Raw genomic sequence first — 14889 nt, 5'->3', positions numbered from 1 at the left:
TAAATTTCGGTTATTTTTAAGTATAGGGATGCTATGGGGCCATCTTTATAGCTGGGGTCGTAAAGATAGGAGGGATTCCATCTCGTAGCCATTTTCCTTTACTATTTTTGCATCTTCTTCTCCGAGGTCGGATGCGCGGTCGATCCATCGCTTCATTTCTTCGAAATTGCTATTTTCTCGAGCAATCATGGCTATATTCCAGGCTGCATCGGGGTTCCCAAACCCATCAGCCAGGAGTAACCACTTCATCGCCATATCGGTGGTCTCTTTTTCTTCAGATAGATACAGGCCCAAGAATACGATTGCTGATCGGTCTCCTGACTCCGCCAGCTCCGTAAGCTCTTCTATCCCCTTGCAACGGTCTTCTGCGATCATTCGGATGATCGGTTCGATTTTGTCATCTATTTCCGCAATAAAGGTCATATTTCACCTCCTGTTCTCCGACGTCACCCTAAATCAATCTGGACGATAATCTCTGACGCAGAGACTTTAATTTTGAAGCATACCCCTAAAGTAGCCACGCTCGGTTGGCTCGTGTGCTGAAACCCGCCTATATTAAGAGTGCATCCACCCTATCCGGGATCAGCTACGGGCGTTAGGTCAAGCGGGCGGACATCGATAGGATATCGGAGTGGCTGCAACCGATTGCAATGAGGGGTTGTCGCATCCCGCGTGTTGTTATAAAGGTTATCAAATATAATTGTTGCGTGGCTGTCGGGGGCTGATCGCGCCGGCCGCGAACACAAACGATACGGGAGGGACTAATCCATGCGGCACCCCCTATTTCTGACCGCGCTGATCGCGGCCGGCGTCATCGCGGGCCTGTGCTCGGTGGCCTGGGCCAAAGACGAGACCGCTGGCTGGATAACCACCTGGGCGTCCAGCCCCTCCCTACCCATCGAGAAGCTGCCCCTGCCGTTCTGGAAGCCGGCGCCGGAGGTGCAAGGCACGGTGCGCTATACTCTGCGGATCAGCGCCGGGGGTGACCAGGTGCGCGTCCGGCTGTCGGCCGAGACCCTGCCGCAGGACCTGCTGGTCGACCACGCCACGGTCGCGGTGGCCGATGCCCAAGGGCATGTGGCGCCGGGCGCCTTTCGCACCCTGACCTTCGATGGCGCCCGCACGGCCCGCGTGCCGGCGGGCGCGCCGCTGGTCAGCGATCCGCTGGACCTGCCGGTCGAGGCCGGCGCGGTGCTGGTGGTGAGCCTGCATCTGCCCCAGCCGGTGACGGTGCCGCAGGCGGACAACAACCATCACACCGACATCCTGCCCGGCGATGACCGGACCGAAGCCGTCGCGCTGAACGGCGCGCGGACCGAGGACGCGCGGGAAATCGTGTCCGCCCTGTTGGTCCATGCCGGCGCACAAGGCCGCACCATCGTCGCCTTCGGCGATTCCATCACCGACGGCTTCGGCGCCAAGGACAGGCTGATGCGGGGCTGGCCGGACCAGCTGGCCGCCTTGCTGCGGGCCAAGGGCCGGCGCGATATCGGCATCGCCAACGCCGGCATCGGCGGCAACCGCATCCTGCGCGGCGAGGTCGGCCCCTCAGCCCTGGCCCGGTTCGACCGCGACGCGCTGGCGGTCCCGGGCGTCACCGATGTCATCCTGCTGGAGGGCATCAACGATCTGGGCCTGAGCGGCCTGCCGACCCTGCGGACCAGCGCCACCCACCCCGTGGTGACGGCGGAGGACATCATCGCCGGCTATCGCCAGCTGATCGACCGGGCGCGGGCGCGGCATCTGAAGGTGCACGGCGCCACCCTCACGCCCGCCATGGGCGCCACCTTCCCCGGCTACGCCACCCCGGAAAAGGAGGCGGTCCGGCAGAAGATCAACGCCTGGATCCGCACCGGCGGCGCGTTCGACGATGTGATCGATTTCGATGCCGCCGTCCGCGACCCCGCCCACCCCGACCGTATCCGGGCCGACTACGATTGCGGTGACCACCTGCACCCCTCCGATGCCGGCTACCGCGCCATGGCGGAGGCGGCGCTGGCGGTCATCGCCCGCTGATAGACCCCAGGATCACTCCGCCCGCATTCGCCGGTGCAGGGTGCTGCGGTGCACACCCAGTTCCCGGGCGGCGGCGCTGATGTTGCCCTGATGCCGGGCCAGGGCTTGGCGGATGGCGTCCTCCTCCCGCGTTTTCAGGCTGGGCGCTGGTGCGCCGGTCGGTACCACGGGCGCCAGATCCGGCGGCAGCTCGGCCGGGGTGATCAGTGTCCCTGGCGGCGACAGGGCCACCAAGGTGCGCAGCAGGTTGGCCAGTTCGCGTAGGTTGCCCGGCCAGTCATGGCGGCGTAGGCGGTCGCGGGCGGCGGGGGCCAAGCGGATGCCCCGCTCTGCTGCGCCGAAGCTGGCCATCAGCGCATCGATGATGCCATCCAACGACCGCTCGCGCAGGGGCGGCAGGGTCACAACCAGGTGCTTCAGCCGGTAATAGAGGTCGGCGCGGAAGGTGCCCTCGGCAACGCAGGCCGCCAGGTCGCGATGGGTGGCGGTGACCAGCAGGAAATCCACCTTCACCGGCCGGCCGCCCACGGGCGTCACCTCTCCGTCCTGCAGCACGCGCAGCAGGCGGGCCTGCAGGGCCGGCGGCATGTCGCCGATCTCATCCAGGAACAGGATGCCGCCGTCGGCCTGGCGGATCTGGCCGCGATGGCCGCCCCGCCGGGCGCCGGTGAAGGCGCCATCCTCGTACCCGAACAACTCGGATTCCAGCAGGCCTTCCGGAATGGCGGCGCAGTTGACCGCCACCAGGGGCGCCTGCGCCCGCCCGCAGGCGGCGTGGGCCGCGCGCACGAACACCTCCTTGCCCGTTCCCGTCTCCCCCTGCAACAGCACGGGGATACCCGCGTCCAGCGCCCGGATGGCGCGCTCCAGCAGCGGCCGGGTGCCGGCATCCCACAGCATGCCGTCCGGGGCGGCCGCCGGCGGGGACAGGTCCTTGGCATGGGCCGGGCGGCGTATCGCGGGGCGGCTCTTGCCCGGCGTGGTGATGCGGGCATGCAGCGGGCGGCCGCTGTCGGCAGTGCGCAGGATACGGTCGCCCCGCGCCAGGCCGCCATCTAGCACGCTCTCCAGCCGCACGCGGCCGATGGCGGCGGCGTTCAGGCCCAGAAGGGCCAGCGCCGCCGGGTTGGCCGCGCACACCACGCCATCGTCCACCGCCAGCAGGCCTTCCTGCGGCGAGCCCAGCCAGCCGGGATGGGCATGCAGGCGCACCACTAGCTCGTGCCCCTCCGCCGCTTGCGCCGCCCAGCGATGTTCCAGGTGGGCCACCGCCAGGCTGGCCAGGCTTCTGGCGCTGGTGCCCTGGCTATCCGACCGGGCCGCGCGCGTGTCGCCCGACAGGTCGATGACACCGGCCAGCGCGCCATAGGGGTCCATCACCGGCATGGCGGTGCAGATGAGAAAGGCGTTGTCGGTCAGGTAATGCTCCGCCCCTCGCACCTGCACCAGGGCGCGTTCCGCCAAGGCGGTACCCACGGCGTTGGTGCCCTCGTCATCCTCCCCCCAGCCGGCGCCGGGTTGGAGGGAAACGCGGCGGGCGCGGCGGACGAAACCGGCGTCGCCCCGCGCGTCCAGGATCAGGCCCCGGTCATTGGTCAGCAGCACCATGCCGCCCAGGTCGCGCATGGCCTGGTGCAGGGTGTCCAACTCGGGTGTCGCGAGATGCATCAGGGTATGGTGGCGCTCGCGCAGTACCGCCAGATCGGCGCGCGACAGCGGATCCTGGCGTGCGGGGCGGTCGGCGCGCAGACCGCGGTCGGCGCAGCGGCGCCAGGACCGCGCGATGATGGGCGGGATGGGGGCACCCTCCAGGCCGGCCAACTCGCCCAGCTGCTCGCGCGCCATGGCCAGGACAGCCGCCTGACTTTGCGGGGCGTTCACCATGCTGATCCTCCCGATAGTCGCGACAGGTGTCGCGGACATGTCGCGCATTGCGACAGATCCGGCGCCCCTCTTTGCGGGAAAGCATGGGGCAGATCGGCGGCCCCCGCAACCCGACCTAAGTGGCATGGATTAAGGGCTTGATCTGGCGGGATTCCTGAAATTGCCGACGCCGTTGGCACGGCCCTTGCCATTGGAAAGCCAGCGCAAACCGCCCGCCTGAGGCGCAAAACAAGCTGGAGGACACGTTACATGGCCAAGATCGCTCCCGGACAGTATGGCAGCCCGGTCTCGTTCAAGAGCCGCTATGGCAATTTCATCGGCGGCGAGTGGGTGCCGCCGGCGTCCGGCGACTATTTCCAGAACACCACCCCCATCACAGGCCAGGTCATTTGCGAGATACCACGGTCGAACGCGGAGGATATCGAGCGCGCGCTGGACGCGGCGCACGCCGCCAAACGTGACTGGGGCCGCACCTCGGCCGCCGACCGCGCCCGCATCCTGGAAAAGATCGCCCAGCGCATCGACGACAACCTGGAAACCCTGGCGACAGTGGAAACCTGGGACAACGGCAAGCCCATCCGCGAGACGCGCGCCGCCGACATTCCCCTGGCAGCCGACCATTTCCGCTATTTCGCCGCCGCCATTCGCGCGCAAGAGGGCGGCATCTCGGAGATCGACCACAACACCATCGCGTACCATTATCATGAGCCCCTGGGCGTGGTGGGCCAGATCATCCCCTGGAACTTCCCCATCCTGATGGCGACGTGGAAGCTGGCCCCGGCCCTGGCCGCCGGCAACTGCGTGGTGCTGAAGCCGGCGGAACAGACGCCGGTCAGCATCCTGGTGCTGATGGAACTGATCCAGGACCTGTTGCCCAAGGGCGTGGTCAACGTCGTCAACGGCTTCGGTGTCGAGGCCGGCAAGCCCCTGGCTAGCAGTTCCCGCATCGCCAAGATCGCCTTCACCGGGGAAACCACCACCGGCCGGCTGATCATGCAGTACGCCTCGCAGAACCTGATCCCGGTGACGCTGGAGTTGGGCGGCAAGTCGCCCAACATCTTCTTCGATGACGTGGCGGCCCAGGACGACGCCTTCCTGGACAAGGCCATCGAGGGCTTCGTCATGTTCGCCCTGAACCAGGGCGAAGTCTGCACCTGCCCCTCCCGCGCCCTGATCCAGGAAAGCCTGTACGGCCGCTTCATGGACAAGGCGCTGGCCCGCGTGCAGGCCATCAAGCAGGGCAACCCGCTGGACGGCGACACCATGATCGGCGCCCAGGCCAGCAGCGAGCAGCTGGAGAAGATCCTCTCCTACCTCGATATCGGCAGAAAGGAAGGCGCCAAGGTGCTGGCCGGCGGCAACCGGGCGGAACTGTCGGGCGACCTGGCCGGCGGCTTCTACGTCCAGCCCACGGTGTTCCAGGGCAACAACCGCATGCGCATCTTCCAGGAGGAGATTTTCGGGCCGGTCGTGGCCGTCACCACCTTTAAGGACGAGGAAGAGGCCCTGCACGTCGCCAACGACACGCTGTACGGCCTGGGTGCGGGCGTGTGGACGCGCGACATCAACCGCGCCTACCGCTTCGGCCGGGAAATCCAGGCGGGCCGGGTGTGGACCAACTGCTACCACCTGTACCCGGCGCACGCGGCCTTCGGCGGCTACAAGCAATCCGGCATCGGGCGGGAAAACCACGCCATGATGCTGGACCATTACCAGCAGACCAAGAACCAGCTGGTCAGCTACAGCCCCAACGCCCTGGGCTTCTTCTGATGGCGGGCTTGGCCATGCCAAAGCCGGACAGCCAGGCCTCCACGGAATCCGGACCATCGGAATCGGTGGTCCGGGCCGCCGTGCTGAGGGTCGATGCGACGCCGGAGGCGCTGGCGCTGATCCAGAGGCTGGAGGCCCGCCACGGCCCCCTGCTGTTCCACCAGTCCGGCGGCTGCTGCGACGGCAGCGCGCCCATGTGCTACCCGCGCGGGGAGTTCATGACCGGCGACGGCGACGTCCTGCTGGGGGAGATCGGCGGCCAGCCCTTCTACATGGGCAAAGCCCAGTTCGAGTATTGGAAGCACACCCGCCTGACCATCGACGTGGTGCCCGGCCGGGGCGGCATGTTCTCCCTGGAAGGGCCGGAGGGCCTGCGCTTCCTCACCCGGTCGCGGCTGTTCACGGATGAGGAGAATGCGGCGCTGAATGGCTAGGCGGCAGCCAACCGCTGGCGCCGGGTTCGGGCATAATAGGCCAGGCCCAGCGCCAGCCAGACGGCCAGCAAGGCGTAGGGGCGCCAGTCGGTGCCGAAGCCCAGGGCGGCGATGACCAGGGCGGCCACCATGCCCAGGGCCGACAGCGCCTTCACCAGGCCCGGGCTGAAGCGCAGCCGGGCCTGGGCCCGCACTTCCGGGTGCTTGTCCGCCACGTTGTAGGCGGCAAGGCAGGAGCCGAAGTATTTCATCATCGTCGGCACGTTGATGGACAGCAGCAGGAACAGCAGGCTGTCCGGCAGGAACAGGCCGACGCACGACGCGAGGAAAGCCACGGCGGTGGCCACGTGCGGCGTGCCGAAGCGGGGGTGGATGCGGCCCAGCGGCGCCGGCAGCACGCCGCTGGCACCCATGGCATAGAGGAAGCGGGCGTAGACCAGGAAGATGGCGTTCATCGACTTGATCAGCGCCGCCGCCGCCGCCGTGACGATCAGGGGCGTGGCCCAGCGGCCCAGCGTGGCCTGCGCCACCATCAGCAGGGGCGCCTTGGCCTGGCCCAGTTCCCCGGGCCCTACGACGCTGAGTGCGGTGAAGGAGACGGCGACGTAGACGACCACGGTCAGCAGCAGGCCCAGCGCGATCCCCCAAGGCACCACCGCCTTGGCGTTCTTGACTTCCTCCCCCACCTCGGTCGCCGTTTCGATGCCCAGGAACAGCTGGATCATCAGCGGCAGGGCCGCCAGGATGGGTGTCCAGCCGCCGGTCACCGCCTGCACGAACAGTTCCGGCTTCATCTGCGGGGCACCGCTGACGACCAGTACGGCGAACAGGCCCAGCAGCATGATCATCAGCACCGTCTGGGCCCGCGCCGCCACGGCCACGCCCAGGTAGTTGAGGGCGAAGATCAGGGTGAACAGGCCCAGGATGACCGGCGCCGCCGGCAGGGGCAGCACCATGCCCAGGTAGTTCATCAGCACCCGGCCCAAAACGATCATGACCACGGCGTTGCTCAACACCCGCAGCCAGACGATGGAAAAGGCGATGACCGGGTGGCTGAACTGCCGCTGCCACTCATAGGAGGCCGCGGTGCGCGGCACGGCCGAGGCCATGTAGGCATAGACCAGGGCGAACAGCACCATGGGCAGGGCCGCCAACCCGGCCGCCACCAGGATGCCGGCGCCCCCCACCTGGGTGGCGGGGCCGAGCACGGAGAAGATGGCGGCCCCAATGGCGGTGCCCGCCCCCAGCATCACCAGGTCGATCAGGGTGACGCCTTGTTTCAAGCCACCAGGCTTCAGGCCGGCCGTGCTGTCACTCATGAGGAATGAACCAATCCTAAATATGCTCGGTCAACGGCATTGCCGTGCCGTTGTAGGACGCGGGCGCCCGGCGATTGAGGGAACACTACCGGCTCAGGAAAGTCCGCACGTCGCGCGCCAACGCAGTGCGTGCCTCATTGCCCATATAGGGCATATGGCCCGAGGGGTAGAGATGGGTTTCCGTGCGGTCCTGGGGAATACCGGCGTGGGCGATGGTGTAGGCGGCGGAGCCCAGGGTCGTCACGAGGTCATAGTAGCCGGCCCCCACCATGACCCGCAGGCGCGGATTGCGGCGCATGGCGGTGGCGAGATCCTTGGCATGGTTGGTCTCGGCGCCCGAAGCCTTGCCGTAATCCCAGCGGGCGTTGACCGTCCGGAAGGAGATGGCTTCGTAGGGCTCCGCCACCGTCACGCCCAGGTCATGACGGATGTAGTCATTGAAGGCGCCGACGAAGCCCGGCACGTACTGGCCCATGGCCGGGTCGTCGGCCACCGGGTCCTCGGCGCTGCCGGCCAGCGGCAGGGTGTAGCGGCCATCATAAGCGCCAATCTCCTGGCCCTGCAGCAGTTCACGGGCGAAAACCCCGGTGCTGATGCGCAGGTCGTTGGCCTTGATGACCGCGGGCGACAGGCCAGTCAGGGACGACAGCTCCGCCGTCACCGCCTCGCGCTCCGCCTCCGGCAGCGTGTTGCCGGCATAGAGCGCCTTGAGGTAACGGTCGGCCGCGAAGGCCTTGGCCGCGCCCACCTGGCCCTCGGCCGTGCAGCCGGCCGGGCCCTGGTGGTGATAGCAGGCGGTCGCCGCCAGGGTGGGCAGCGCCGTCAGGACACGCACGTCATCCCCCGCCGTGCCCGACATGTCCATGGACTGTCCCAGCAGGATGATGCCGTTCAGGGTCATGCCGTCCATGGTGCCCGTGGCCATGGGCCCCCCGGCCAGCAGGCGGGCCACCACGGCCGCCCGGACGGTGCCGTAGCTTTCCGACATCAGGTACTTGGGCGCGTTCCAGCGGTCATGCTCCCGCGTCCAGCGCTCGATGACGTCCACCGTCATCTGCGCATCCTGGGCCGTGCCGTAGAACTGCTCCGGCTTGCCATCGGGCAGGATGCGGCTGTAGCCGGTGCCGGGCGGATCGATCAGAACGATGTCGGCCACGTCCAGCGGGCTGTCGGGGTTGTCCACCGTGTGGAAGGGCGGCGTGGTCGGCGGGTGCACCGGGTCGGCGAAGTCCACCCGCTTGGGGCCGACGAAGCCCATGTGCAGCCACAGGCTGGCGGAGCCCGGTCCGCCGTTGAAGACGAACACCACGGGCCGCACGCTGCCCTTGGGCACGTCGGTGCGGATGTAGCTGGTGGTGAAAACGCTGGCCGTCTTCTGCCCGGCGGGATTGGTCAGGATGGTTTCCGCCACCGTCGCCGTATAGCGCAGCTTCTGCCCGTTAAAGGTGCCGCTGTGCTCGGAGGTGAACACGCGCGGCGCAGGGATAGCGGCGGGCCCCCCGCCCGCCTCCGCGCCCGGGGCTTGGCCGGCCATCAGACCCGCAAGCACCCCCCCCGTCATCAACGCCGTCTTCCATTTACCCATGATGCGCCCCCAGGATTCTTAGTCGTTGCTCAGTCGCCCAGGTCGTCGTCATGGCCGCCGCCGAACAGGCCGGGCGCGCCCAGGCTGTCACCGGGCCCCTCCACCACCTTGGGCACTGTCACCGGCGGGGCGTCAGCGAACGGCTTGATGCTCAGCGACTGGTAGATTTCGCTCGGGTAGTAGAGGGCCCCCCCCTTCATCACCAGGCGCGGCTTCTTCACCGCGCGTATGTCCTGGGTGGGGTCGCCGGCGATCAGCACCAGGTCGGCCAGCTTGCCGCGCTCCACGGTGCCCAGATCGCTGTGGCCCATGTACTCCTCGGGCGACAGGGTGGACAGCCGCAGCACCTCCGCCGGGCTGATGCCGGCCATGGTGTACAGCTCCATCTCCCGGTGCACGGTGAAGCCGGTGACGTCGTCCGTGCCCGGCAGCAGGCGTATGCCCTTATCGTGCAACAGCTTCAGCGTCTCCAGCACTTTACCAAACGCTTTCACGTAGGCCTGGTCGTCGGCAGGCGACTTCAGCGGCACGAAGGTGCGCTTGCGATAGCGCTGATAGCCGATGGGCATGTTGTCGAGGTAGTCGACATCGCCCGGCGGGGTCACACCGGCGCGGCTCAGCATCAGGCGTTCCAGGATGACGGCAGTAGGGTCGTGGGCGATGTGCCCATCCACCATCAGCTTCACCGTCGCCTGCACGGGCGCAGAGTTCAGATCCAGATCGGCGGCGCGCGCCATGGCGGTCAGGCGCAGGGGCGTGCGGGTATCCTCTTCCGGCTTCAGCAGCCAGCCCAGCATCAGCTGGTTGATGTGGGTGATCTCGCTGTAGCCATCCCTGATGCAGCGGTCGGGCGTGTCGAAGGCCGGCACGTGGCCGGTGACGGTCATGCCGCGCTTGTGCGCCTCGTCCGCAATGGGACGCACCCAGTCCGGCGTCATGGAATTGTAGATCTTGATCTGGAAATATCCGCGGTCGGCATACCAGTCCACGGCCTTGACCGCGTCGGCCACCGTTTCCGGAATGATGCCGAAGCGGGCGGAATAGGGGCTGCGGCCTTCCAGGAAACCATTGGGCGTGATGCGCGGCCCCGCCAATTCCCCCGCCTCGATGCGGGGCATCAGGTCTTGGAGGAAGGCGTTGTCGTTGCCCATGTCCCGCGTCTCGGTGATGCCGGCCGCCAGGTAGAACAGCCCGGAATCAAGCGTGGTGTGGGAATGCATGTCGTGCAGGCCCGGCATCAGCGTGCCGCCCTGCCCGTCCACGATCACCTGGTCGTCAGGTTGGGGTCCATCCCCACCAGATGGGTCCTGGTCCGACGGCATGACGGCGGTGATGCGGTCGCGCAGCACGATGACGGTGGACAGGCCGCCCAGCGTGCCGGTGCGCGGATCGAACACATGAACGTTCCGGATGCGAACCGGTTGGGTGTAGCGATGGGCCAGCGCCTTCTGCCGGTCCCGTGCCAGCGTGCGCTCCGCCTCCGCGCCCAGGGCCTGGATGGCGTGCGCCTCTTTCTCATGCCCCTGACGGATGGTCAGGTAGTGGCCGCCGAAGGTGGCAAACAGGCGGCCCGCCTTGTCCAGCAGCACATAGTCCGGCTGCAGGTTCACGCCCTCAATGCGATAGAGCGTCAGGGGCACGGCGTCCTTGCCAGCACCCAGCGTGGTGGCCTTGACCTTCACCAGGCGCATGGTGCCGGCAGGCAGCAGCGGCAGGCTGTTGCCCGGCGCCTTCAACAGGGCGCGGGCATAGACGCCCAGGGCCCAGGGACTGTCGTCGTTGACGACGTACAGCGGCGCCTTGGCCACCGGCACCGCCCCCTTGTCCGCCTGGCTGGTCCAGCTAGCCTGGCCGCCTTCCCACTTGAAGCTTTCGTTGACGCTGCCCCCCATCAGCGAGGTGCCGCCCACCGTCCAGCTGGTGGGAATGCCGCCGGCACCGATGGTGAGATTTTCCTTGTGCTTCGGGCCCCGGCCGTTGTCGTCGACGTAATAGTCAACGCTGACCGACGCGCCGTCGGTCGTGCCGGTGACGGTGCCGATGTTCTCCCCATTCTGAACGATGACCAGCTTTTCGGTGACGGCGGCGGCCTGCGCCGTCCCGGCGGTCAGGGCCAGCGCGGTCGTGCCGGTCAGCCAGAGGATGGTCGCCAGATGGCGGGGGGAAACGCGCGTGTTCATGCCCGGTGCTCCTGCTTCTTCCCATCAGGCCGGTTGCCGGCCCAGCCTGTCCGGCGCACCGATGGCACGGCCGGGCCAGGATCCCTGTATTGGGGAAAGCCTATCGCGGGCTGGGGGGATAGATTATGCCGATATGGGGAGAACCACTGCAGCGTCGCATAAACTATGCCGCCTGGGCCCTGGTGCCGGCATAAGGGTGCCGGCACCGCCGGCACCCGCGCGCCCCTTAGTGCTCGGCGCCACCGGGCGTACCGGCGCCGCCGATGTGCCGGTCGAACCAGGCGATGATGCGGCGGTTCAAATCCTCGATGTTTTCCGCCTTCTGCATGACGTGGCCCTCATCGGCGTAGACGATGAAGCTGGTCTCCACGCCCATGGCGCGCAGGGCGTGCCAATACTCGCGCGTCTGCATCACCGGGGTTTCGATGTCGCGTTCCCCCACATGCAGCAGGGTGGGCGTCTTCACATTGCGGATGTAGCGGATGGGCGACAGCCGGTCGTAAATCTCCGGATCCTCGTACGCCGACTTGCCGAAGAAGGGGATCATCCAGCGGTCGATGCCGTTCTGGCCGTAGTAGGAATACCAGTCCGACAGCCCGGCGCCGATGGCGGCAGCCTTGAAGCGCTGGGTCTGGGTGATGGCCCACATGCTCATGAAGCCGCCATAGCTGCGGCCGAAGATCATCAGGCGGTTGTCATCGATGGGCGCTTGCGCCTCCGCCGCGTCGATGCCGGCCATGATGTCGCGCAGGTCGCCGCCGCCGAAGTCGCGGATGTTGGCGCGGGTGAACGCCTCCCCCTGGCCGAAGCTGCCGCGCGGGTTGGGCAGGAACACGGCATAGCCCGCCTTGGCGAAGGCGGCCATGATGTCGCCCCAGACGAAGCGCGGCGTGTGCGCGGCCGAGGGGCCGCCGTGGATGTTCACCACCATGGGCCGCTTGGCGTCATTGGCCACCGGCGCCCTGGGTGTCACCAGCCAGCCCTGGACAGTCATGCCGTCGTTCTTCCAGCTCAGGCTGGTGACAGTGACCAGCGGCGCCAGACCATCGTTGTCGTGGGTTATGGCCGCCAGGTCGCCCAGGCGCCCATACTCGATGCGGGGGCCGAAATCGAAGCCCTCCGCCACCCAGGCGGCGTGGGTGCCGGCGTGGTCCAGCGCCACGCGGCCGTCGCCGGCGGTGCGGGTGGCGGCGGCGGTCTTGACCTCCGTCACAGTGCCCTTGGCGGGATCGACCACGGCGCTGCCCGTCTCCCCGCCCAGGGTGACGCCGGCCACCAAGCGGTTGCCCCGCCACGCGAGCGAGGTCAGCGTGCCGGCATAGCCGGCGGTCACGTCCTTGGGCACCCCGCCCTTGACGGGCACGGTGTAGACGTCGCCACCGAAGGAGCCGAAATCGCTCATCAGCCCGCCGATGAAGGCCACGGTCTTGCCGTCGGGCGACACGCGGGGGAAAGCGACTTGGGTTTGGGGGCTGGCGATAATCCGGGCCGATCCATCGCGGCCGAAGGCGCGCAGGCTGGCGATCCACCAGTTGTTGTCGCCGTTGCCCTCAGCGGCGGTGGCGACGAAGCTCTTGCCGTCCGGCATCCAGTCATAGTCATAGACGTAGGTCTTGTCCGGGCTGACTAGGCGCACGGCACCGCTGGCAACGGTGACGATGGCGATGCGCTGGACGTCGTCGCCCTCGCCCTGCTCCCCCACCTGGCGGGCACCGGCATGGGTGGCACCCGCCTCCTTTTTGGCGTTCTCCGTCACCAGCAGGGCGATTTCCGTGCCGTCGGGCGACCAGCGCGGCGTGCTGGCCAGACCCTGGACGGCGGTCAGCGGACGCACCGTCCCGCCCTCTGCCAGATAGAGGATGGCCTGCCCGCCGGAGGTGCCGACGAAGGCCAGGACCTTGTTGTCCGGTGACCAAGCGGGCCCGGCATAGCGGCAGGCGGCGCACGGATCCAGCGTCAGGGCGACAGCGCCATCCGTGCCGCGCACCACCACGGTGCCATGGCCGGCGCTGCCCGCCCCCTCGTCCTTGTCGGCCTCGACCGCCACCAGGCGCTTGCCGTCGCCCGACAGGCTGAGGCCGGTATACTGGTGCGAACTGGCAGCCTGCGCGCCCCCGGCCACCCCAGACACCGCCAGCACCAGGCCGATCGCCGTTGCCCCAACAAACCCGCGATCAGCGCCCCACCAAGAAGCCATGCATCATCTCCTGCATCCGAACCTGCCCCGCCTCCCCGTCGAAGGGGCTGTGGCCCGCATCGAAGGCGGCAACGGTCACGCGGTCAAGAGGAATGCCGGCCCGGTCGATGGCATAGCGGGCGGAAAGCAGCGGCACGGTCATGTCGTAATAGCCGCCGACCAGCAGCAGGCGGGTCCTGGCCTGCGCTTTCATCACCGGCGCGATATCGGGTGCGGCATTGAGGTAGAACCCGTCCTCGCGCCTGGCCGGCTGGAAGTTCCAGCCAAAGTTCACGTCCAGGGTCAGGGACACATAGTCGCGGTCCACCGGCACGTTCAGCTCATGCTTGAAATAATCGGTGGCGACGCTGGAGGTGATGACGTTGGTGCGCCCCAGCCCTAGCGCCGGATCCTTGGCGGCGGCCGGACGGTCGGCGGGCGCGTCCTTGGGCGCCGGCCCGGTGACGCGGCCGTCCAGGCGGCCTACCACCAGGCCCTGGTCGGCCAGCAGCGTCTCCAGGAACTTCTGCGTGCCGATGCGCAGGTTGGCGTCGGCGATGGTCTTGGCCGGCAGGCCGATCAGGTCGCCCAGGCGGGCGGCCACGGCGTCGCGCTCCGCCGCCGGTAGCCGGCCGCCCTTCAGTAGGGCCAGGGCGTAGGGGCCCTCGGCATAGTCGGCGGCCACCTGGAACACCTGGTCCGGTGTCTGCGCGTCGATGTTGGCGCGGCCATGCTTCCAGGCCGTCACCGCCATGGCCGGCAGTTCGAAGATGTGCGGCAGGTCGTTGCCGGGGTTTTCCGCCACCGCCGTGAAGTCCAACGCAGGGGAGATGAGGATCAGGCCAGCGATGGGCAGGTCGCCCACGAACTTCATCATGGTGGCAAGGCGAAAGCCGCCATAGCTCTCACCGGCGATGTAGACGGGGGAACCGGTGCGCCCCTGGTCGCGCAGCCAATCCCGGATCAGGCCCAGCACCGCCTGCGCATCACCATCGGCGTTCCAGTAGGGATGGCCGTCGCCGCCGGGCAGCACCCGGCTGAAGCCGGTACTTACAGGGTCGATGAACACCAGGTCGGCATCGGCCAGCAGGCTGTTCGGGTTGTCGGCCAGCACGCGGTTGCCGTCCGCCCCCTTCACGATGCTGCGCGGCCCGAAGGCGCCGAAATGCAAGGGGGAGGATGAGGCGCCGGGCCCGCCGTTGAAGACGAACAGCACCGGCCGGGTCTTCACCATCGGGCTCGCCACATAGGACGTGGCAGAGATCGAGGCCAAGGGCTTGCCGGCCGCGTCCTTCAACACCGTCTCCGCGAAGGTGGCGGTGTAGCGCACGGTCTTGCCACTCAGCGTGATGCTGTGCGGCGTGGTCACCGGCCCCAGGATGGGGCCCGCGATCTCGGGCACCGGCGCACCTTGAGCGAGCGCCGTCCCCGCGGCGGCCGTCATCATCAGGCTTAGAACCAGGCCGCGCGCCCGTTTGCCCATCATAGTATCCCCATTATTTGTTCCCTCAGTCGCCGGACGGGC

The 14889-nt window shown here is 67.8% G+C and carries 10 protein-coding genes; 3 read left to right on the top strand and 7 right to left on the bottom strand.

The features are described 5' to 3' along the window. Positions 1-45: 45 nt before the first annotated feature. On the bottom strand, positions 46-423 hold the full coding sequence (locus P5F91_RS02310) for an SEL1-like repeat protein (protein ID WP_277906364.1): 378 nt from the start codon (positions 421-423) through the stop codon (positions 46-48). A 345-nt stretch (positions 424-768) separates the two neighbouring features. On the opposite strand from P5F91_RS02310, the gene P5F91_RS02305 reads away from it, so the two are divergent. Beyond that, on the top strand, positions 769-2016 hold the full coding sequence (locus P5F91_RS02305; protein ID WP_277906363.1) for an SGNH/GDSL hydrolase family protein: 1248 nt from the start codon (positions 769-771) through the stop codon (positions 2014-2016). 12 nt (positions 2017-2028) lie between these two features. On the opposite strand, the gene P5F91_RS02300 is transcribed toward P5F91_RS02305, so the two are convergent. Next, positions 2029-3900 carry a sigma-54-dependent Fis family transcriptional regulator gene (locus tag P5F91_RS02300; protein WP_277906362.1) on the bottom strand — a complete coding sequence of 624 codons (1872 nt, stop codon included), beginning with the start codon at positions 3898-3900 and terminating at the stop codon, positions 2029-2031. A gap of 249 nt (positions 3901-4149) precedes the next feature. Here P5F91_RS02300 and adh point away from each other — a divergent pair, with 249 nt between their 5' ends. After that, complete coding sequence (gene adh / locus P5F91_RS02295; protein ID WP_145612645.1) at positions 4150-5670, top strand: aldehyde dehydrogenase; 1521 nt, start codon at positions 4150-4152, stop codon at positions 5668-5670. A 14-nt stretch (positions 5671-5684) separates the two neighbouring features. After that, positions 5685-6104, top strand: a complete 420-nt coding sequence (locus P5F91_RS02290; RefSeq protein ID WP_145612646.1) for a DUF779 domain-containing protein — start codon at positions 5685-5687, stop codon at positions 6102-6104. Here the strand turns inward: P5F91_RS02290 and P5F91_RS02285 are convergent. The 5 genes from P5F91_RS02285 to P5F91_RS02265 all read right to left on the bottom strand — a co-directional run bounded on the left by P5F91_RS02285 (position 6101) and on the right by P5F91_RS02265 (position 14811). After that, the gene (locus P5F91_RS02285) at positions 6101-7423 is read right to left on the bottom strand and encodes an APC family permease (RefSeq protein ID WP_277906361.1); all 1323 of its coding nucleotides are present in this window, start codon (positions 7421-7423) and stop codon (positions 6101-6103) included. The genes P5F91_RS02290 and P5F91_RS02285 overlap by 4 nt on opposite strands. 85 nt (positions 7424-7508) lie before the next feature. Then, positions 7509-9008, bottom strand: coding sequence for a S10 family peptidase (locus tag P5F91_RS02280; protein WP_145612648.1), 1500 nt, complete (start codon positions 9006-9008; stop codon positions 7509-7511). Positions 9009-9037: 29 nt separating this feature from the next. Beyond that, positions 9038-11188 carry an amidohydrolase family protein gene (locus P5F91_RS02275; RefSeq protein ID WP_277906360.1) on the bottom strand — a complete coding sequence of 717 codons (2151 nt, stop codon included), beginning with the start codon at positions 11186-11188 and terminating at the stop codon, positions 9038-9040. A gap of 226 nt (positions 11189-11414) precedes the next feature. Beyond that, on the bottom strand, positions 11415-13385 hold the full coding sequence (locus P5F91_RS02270; protein WP_277906359.1) for an alpha/beta hydrolase family protein: 1971 nt from the start codon (positions 13383-13385) through the stop codon (positions 11415-11417). After that, positions 13363-14811: a S10 family peptidase gene (locus P5F91_RS02265; protein ID WP_277906358.1), complete on the bottom strand. Its 1449-nt coding sequence runs from the start codon at positions 14809-14811 to the stop codon at positions 13363-13365. The genes P5F91_RS02270 and P5F91_RS02265 overlap by 23 nt, the downstream gene beginning before the upstream one ends. Positions 14812-14889: the final 78 nt, after the last annotated feature.

The sequence above is a fragment of the Nitrospirillum amazonense genome (assembly GCF_029594735.1).
Taxonomy (GTDB): Bacteria; Pseudomonadota; Alphaproteobacteria; order Azospirillales; family Azospirillaceae; genus Nitrospirillum; species Nitrospirillum amazonense.
This window is presented reverse-complemented; position numbering and strand designations above follow the sequence as displayed.

What these genes read in the sequence shown, in the direction of transcription:
- P5F91_RS02310 (WP_277906364.1), bottom strand. Translation starts at nt 423, where the DNA reads ATGACCTTTATTGCGGAAATAGATGACAAAATCGAACCGATCATCCGA.
- P5F91_RS02305 (WP_277906363.1), top strand. Translation starts at nt 769, where the DNA reads ATGCGGCACCCCCTATTTCTGACCGCGCTGATCGCGGCCGGCGTCATC.
- P5F91_RS02300 (WP_277906362.1), bottom strand. Translation starts at nt 3,900, where the DNA reads ATGGTGAACGCCCCGCAAAGTCAGGCGGCTGTCCTGGCCATGGCGCGC.
- adh (WP_145612645.1), top strand. Translation starts at nt 4,150, where the DNA reads ATGGCCAAGATCGCTCCCGGACAGTATGGCAGCCCGGTCTCGTTCAAG.
- P5F91_RS02290 (WP_145612646.1), top strand. Translation starts at nt 5,685, where the DNA reads ATGCCAAAGCCGGACAGCCAGGCCTCCACGGAATCCGGACCATCGGAA.
- P5F91_RS02285 (WP_277906361.1), bottom strand. Translation starts at nt 7,423, where the DNA reads ATGAGTGACAGCACGGCCGGCCTGAAGCCTGGTGGCTTGAAACAAGGC.
- P5F91_RS02280 (WP_145612648.1), bottom strand. Translation starts at nt 9,008, where the DNA reads ATGGGTAAATGGAAGACGGCGTTGATGACGGGGGGGGTGCTTGCGGGT.
- P5F91_RS02275 (WP_277906360.1), bottom strand. Translation starts at nt 11,188, where the DNA reads ATGAACACGCGCGTTTCCCCCCGCCATCTGGCGACCATCCTCTGGCTG.
- P5F91_RS02270 (WP_277906359.1), bottom strand. Translation starts at nt 13,385, where the DNA reads ATGGCTTCTTGGTGGGGCGCTGATCGCGGGTTTGTTGGGGCAACGGCG.
- P5F91_RS02265 (WP_277906358.1), bottom strand. Translation starts at nt 14,811, where the DNA reads ATGATGACGGCCGCCGCGGGGACGGCGCTCGCTCAAGGTGCGCCGGTG.